Origin of the sequence: Stenotrophomonas pictorum JCM 9942, assembly GCF_001310775.1 — a bacterium.
Taxonomy (GTDB): domain Bacteria; phylum Pseudomonadota; class Gammaproteobacteria; order Xanthomonadales; family Xanthomonadaceae; genus Stenotrophomonas; species Stenotrophomonas pictorum.
Genome location: NZ_BAZI01000216.1, coordinates 1 through 4,786, shown reverse-complemented (window position 1 = coordinate 4,786; position 4,786 = coordinate 1). Strand labels below are relative to the sequence as shown.

The window sequence follows — 4,786 nt, the reverse complement described above, 5'->3', positions numbered from 1 at the left end:
GCGGCGCTTGCGGTGAGCGGCAGCGGGGCGGCAAGGGCGAGCGCGACGGCGAGGACGAGAGGCTTCATGGACAGCTCCGTAAGGAATTGGCTGACCGTACGCAGTCGCTACCGGGGCGGCAAGGGTAGGAAGTGGGGGCTGTTCGCGGGAGTGGCAGCAACGGGGGCAACGCTCATCCCTTACCGGACCTCCCCCTGGCCTGCGGCCAACGGGCGAGACCCGCGGCTGGGCGGCGGCCTGACACACCGCCGCGAACAGCTCCCTCCCTTTGCCGGGGACAAGGGAAGGGGCGGGAAGGGTGCATTTGGCGTTGGCTTGCAGCCCTTCCCCACAAACCACCCCAGCAACGCCGCTCAGGGCTTCAGGCAGCGCCCAAGGAAGTTCTCGGCGACGCGGTAGCGGTGCAGTGCATCCATGCCCGACAGGCCGTGCTTGGCACCCGGATAGGTCATCAGCTCGAACGGCTGGCCACGTTTCTGCAATGCGCTCATCAGGCTGGTCGAGTTGGAGAACAGCACGTTGTCATCGGCCATGCCGTGGATCAGCAGCAGCGGCGAGGTCAGCCCGTCGATATGGGTGAGCACGCGCGCCTCGCGGTAACCCTCGACATTGGCCGCCGGCAGGTTCATGTAGCGCTCGGTGTAATGGGTGTCGTACAGGCCCCAGTCGGTGACCGGTGCACCGGCCACGCCGCAGGCGTACTGGTCCGAGGCCTTGGCCAGCAGCATCAAGGTCATGTAGCCGCCGTTGGACCAGCCCTGCACGCCGATGCGCGCACCGTCCACCCATGCTGCGCCTTCAGCCACTGCACGCCCTTGAGCTGGTCGGCCACTTCCACCGTGCCCTGCACGCCGTACAGCGCGCCGCCGAAGTCACGGCCGCGGCGCGGCGTGCCGCGGTTGTCCAGCGAGAACACCACATAGCCGCGCTGGGCCAGGTACTGGTTGAACAGGTGGTCGCCACGGCCCGGCCAGCTGTCGGTCACCGTCTGCGAGGCCGGGCCGCCGTAGACGTACACGGCCACCGGGTATTTCTTCGCCGGGTCGAAGCCCTCGGGCTTGATCAGGCTGTAATGCAGCACGGTCTTGCCGTCGGCGGCCGTCAGCGTGCCGTACTCGACCGGGCGCTGCGCGTCACGGTACTTCGCGTACGGGTGCTTCGGGTCCGCCAGGTTGTTGTCCAGCAGCGTGGCGATCTTCTCGCCGCTCGCGCGGAACAGCTCGATCTGCGGCGGCGTGGTGTGGTTGGACCAGCTGTCCACATAGACGCTGGCGTTGTGGGCGAACGCGGCGCTGTGCATGCCGGGGCTGCGCGAGAGCTTCTTCGGGCTGCCGCCGGCCAGCGGCACGGCGTAGATCTCGCTGCGCAGCGGCGATTCCACACCGGCGCGGAAATACACGGTGCCGGCGTCCTCGTCCACGGCCAGCAGCTCGTCCACCGGCCAGTTGCCCGAGGTCAGCGCGGTCATCTGCTTGCCATCGGCGCTGGCCAGGTACAGGTGCTGGAAGCCGCTGCGCTCGGAGGACCACACAAAGCGGCCGTCCTTGAGGAAGCGCAGGCTGTTGTGCAGTGGCACCCAGGTGGTGCCGGTCTCGGTGGCCAGCGTGCGCTGCCGGCCATCGGCCAGATTGGCCTCGATCAACTCCAGCGTCTTCTGGTCACGGCTCTGGCGCTGGAAGGTGAGGTGCTGCGGATCGCGCCAGTTCACGCGGGTCAGGTACATATCGGTCTGCTTGCCCAGGTCCACCCAGTTCACCGCCGCATCGGCGCGCGGCGCGATCACGCCCAGGGTGACCCGCACGTTGGCATCGCCGGCGGCCGGGTAGCGCTGCTCGATCATCTCCACGCGGTCGGCATACATCTCATAGCGCTTCTGCACCGGCACCGGTGATTCGTCGATGCGGGCGAAGGCGATGGCCGAGTCATCCGGCGCCCACCAGTAACCGGTATGGCGGTCCATTTCCTCGTCGGCGACGAACTCGGCCACGCCGTTGCCGATAGTGGCGCTGCCGTCGCGGGTCAGCTGCAGCTGCTTGCCGCTGGCCAGATCGATCACCCACAGATTGCGCTCGCGCACGAAGCTGACGAATCCGCCCTTGGGCGAGAGCTTGGCGTCGGTGCTGAAGCCTTCGCCGTGGGTGAGCTGGCGCACCGCCTCGCGGCCCTGCTTGCCCAGGTCGTACAGGTAGAGCTCGCCGCCGAGCGGGAACAGCAACGTCCGGGCATCGGGCGACCACTGGTAATCGACGATGCCGCTCAGCGCGGCGATGCGCTGGCGCTCGCGGCGCGCCTTCTCCGCGTCGCTCAGGGTCTCGGTGCCGGGCAGCACGATCTTGGAGTCCACCAGCAGCCGGGTCTGGCCGCTGGCGATGTCGTATTCCCACAGGTCCAGCTGGTTGCGGTCGCTGTCCTTGCCGCGCAGGAAGGTCACCCGCGAGCCATCCGGCGCCACCTTGGGCTTCATCAGCGTCGGACCGGACAGCGGCGCGTTGCCGGTGATGGCTTCGAGGGTCAGCTTTTCGGCGTGGACGGCGGGAGTGGCGAAAATCATGGCAAGGGCAAGAAACAAGGGACGCATGGAATTCCTGTCGGCGACAGCACGGATCGGGCCATCCTAGCCGAGCCCCTGCGTCCTTGCCCCTGCGTGAGTCAGTCGCGCCGGCCGAACAGCTGCTGGCGTTCTTCCTCGCTCAGCGGCTGCCCGGCCTGCGGGTTGACCGTCGGCCCCAGCGCATACGCCCGCTGCGTGGCCGGCCGGGCGGCAATGGCCTGGTGCCAGCGCTGCAGATAGGGAAAGGCGTCAAAATCCACCGGCAGCTTGTCGTAGGCGCCGATCCACGGGTAGCAGGCCATGTCGGCGATGCCGTACTCCTCACCGGCCAGGTAGGCCGACTGTGCCAGGCGCCTGTCCATCACCCGGTGCAGGCGCCGCACCTCGCTGTCGTAGCGCTCGATCGCATAGGGAATGCGCTCGGCGGCATACACGTTGAAATGGCCCATCTGCCCGCTCATCGGCCCCAGCCCGCCCATCTGCCAGAACAGCCACTCCAGGGTGGCGGCGCGCCCGCGCAGGTCGGTCGGCAGGAAACGGCCGGTCTTCTCGGCCAGGTACAGCAGGATCGCGCCGGATTCGAACACGCTCACCGGCGCGCCGCCATCGGCCGGGGCGTGGTCGACGATGGCCGGCATCTTGTTGTTCGGCGAAATGGCGAGGAATTCCGGCAAAAACTGGTCGCCCTTGCCGATATTGACCGGGACGATGCGGTACTCCAGCCCGGCCTCCTCCAGCAGCAGGGTGATCTTGTGGCCATTGGGGGTGGGCCAGTAATAGAGGTCGATCATGCGTACGGCTCCAGGAAAGGCAGCCCCCAGTGTAGGCAACGGCGTGCTTGGCAGCGTTACGGCCGTGCCGTTAATCTGCCTGCTTTCCGCAACGCAGCATTCCCTGACCGATGTCCGAATTCAAGCCGCTGAGCCCGCTTCCCTCCCTGATCTTCGCCTCGCGCTGGCTGCAGCTGCCGCTGTACCTGGGGCTGATCCTGGCCCAGGGCGTCTACGTGTTCCTGTTCGGCAAGGAGCTGTGGCACCTGATCCACTCGGCCACGGAAATGAGCGAGCAGCTGATCATGCTGGCGGTGCTGGGCCTGATCGATGTGGTGATGATCTCCAACCTGCTGGTGATGGTGATCGTCGGCGGCTACGAGACCTTCGTCTCGCGCCTGCGCCTGCAGGGCCATCCGGACCAGCCCGAGTGGCTGAGCCACGTCAACGCCTCGGTGCTGAAGGTCAAACTGGCGCTGTCGATCATCGGCATCTCCTCGATCCACCTGCTCAAGACCTTCATCGAGATCGGCAACCTGGGCGCCGAAGGCAGCAAGTACACCGAAGCCGGGGTGCTGTGGCAGACCATCATCCACTGCGTGTTCATCCTCTCGGCCATCGGCATCGCCTGGACCGACAAGCTGATGCACAACGGCTCGTCGAAAAGCGCCAGCCACTGAACTACACTCCCGACGCCCGCCACATTGTGACGGGCGTCTCTCTTTCACACCATCAGCATCCCCGCCTCGTGCAGGCAGGGGTGGCAATGCTAGATTCGCCCTTTGCTCCAGATCGCCGGCGTCGGGAAACGCCGTGCAGTCACCCGGTCCGGGCAATCACTTTCGCGTTCGTCGATTCAAGGGGAAGTCTGATGTCGTACGTCACGATCCATGGCAAAGCGCGCCTGCTCGCGCCCAGTTTGCTGGTGGCCGCTCTGGTGGCCTGCTCGGGCAAGGAAGAAACCACGCCTGCACCGGTCACACCGGCAGCCGCGCCCGCCGCTGCACCGGCACCGGCCGTCTCGGCCAAGGTGCAATCAATGGATACCGAGCAGCTGCGCGATTCGGCCAGTGCCGCGTTGCGCGAGAACCGCATGTACGCCCCGGCCGGCGACAACGCGATGGAGTACTACCTGGCCCTGCGCGACAAGCTGCCCGACGATGCCGCGGTCAAGAGCGCGTTGACCGATCTGCAGCCCTACACCCTGATCGCCGCCGAGCAGAGTCTGGCCCGCGAGGACTTCGCCGAAGCGCAGCGGCTGGTGGCCCTGATCGAGAAGGTCGACGCCGGCGCCCCGGCGCTGCCGCGCCTGAAGCAGGGCATCACCTCCGGCATGCAGGTGGCGGTCAAACGCACCCAGGAGGAGACCGACAAGGTCAAGCGTGAAGCCGAAACCCGCGCCAAGCAGCTGGTCGAACAGCAGCGCCTGGCCCAGCAGCAGGCCGCCGAGGCCAGCGCGGCCCAG

The 4,786-nt window shown here is 67.0% G+C and carries 2 protein-coding genes and 2 pseudogenes; 2 read left to right on the top strand and 2 right to left on the bottom strand.

Annotated features, from left to right (window positions below; translation table 11 throughout):
• Positions 1–353: 353 nt before the first annotated feature.
• Together JCM9942_RS10990 and JCM9942_RS10985 are read right to left on the bottom strand one after the other, a co-directional pair.
• Positions 354–2,464: pseudogene (locus JCM9942_RS10990) on the bottom strand (S9 family peptidase).
• Positions 2,465–2,649: 185 nt separating this feature from the next.
• Positions 2,650–3,342, bottom strand: coding sequence for a glutathione binding-like protein (locus JCM9942_RS10985; protein WP_054659649.1), 693 nt, complete (start codon positions 3,340–3,342; stop codon positions 2,650–2,652).
• Between the two features lie 110 nt (positions 3,343–3,452).
• Here JCM9942_RS10985 and JCM9942_RS10980 point away from each other — a divergent pair, with 110 nt between their 5' ends.
• Both JCM9942_RS10980 and JCM9942_RS10975 read left to right on the top strand, forming a co-directional pair.
• Positions 3,453–4,001, top strand: coding sequence for a TIGR00645 family protein (locus tag JCM9942_RS10980; protein WP_054659647.1), 549 nt, complete (start codon positions 3,453–3,455; stop codon positions 3,999–4,001).
• Between the two features lie 191 nt (positions 4,002–4,192).
• Positions 4,193–4,786: pseudogene (locus JCM9942_RS10975) on the top strand (energy transducer TonB); the annotation flags it as partial.

What these genes read in the sequence shown, in the direction of transcription:
- JCM9942_RS10985 (WP_054659649.1), bottom strand. Translation starts at nt 3,342, where the DNA reads ATGATCGACCTCTATTACTGGCCCACCCCCAATGGCCACAAGATCACC.
- JCM9942_RS10980 (WP_054659647.1), top strand. Translation starts at nt 3,453, where the DNA reads ATGTCCGAATTCAAGCCGCTGAGCCCGCTTCCCTCCCTGATCTTCGCC.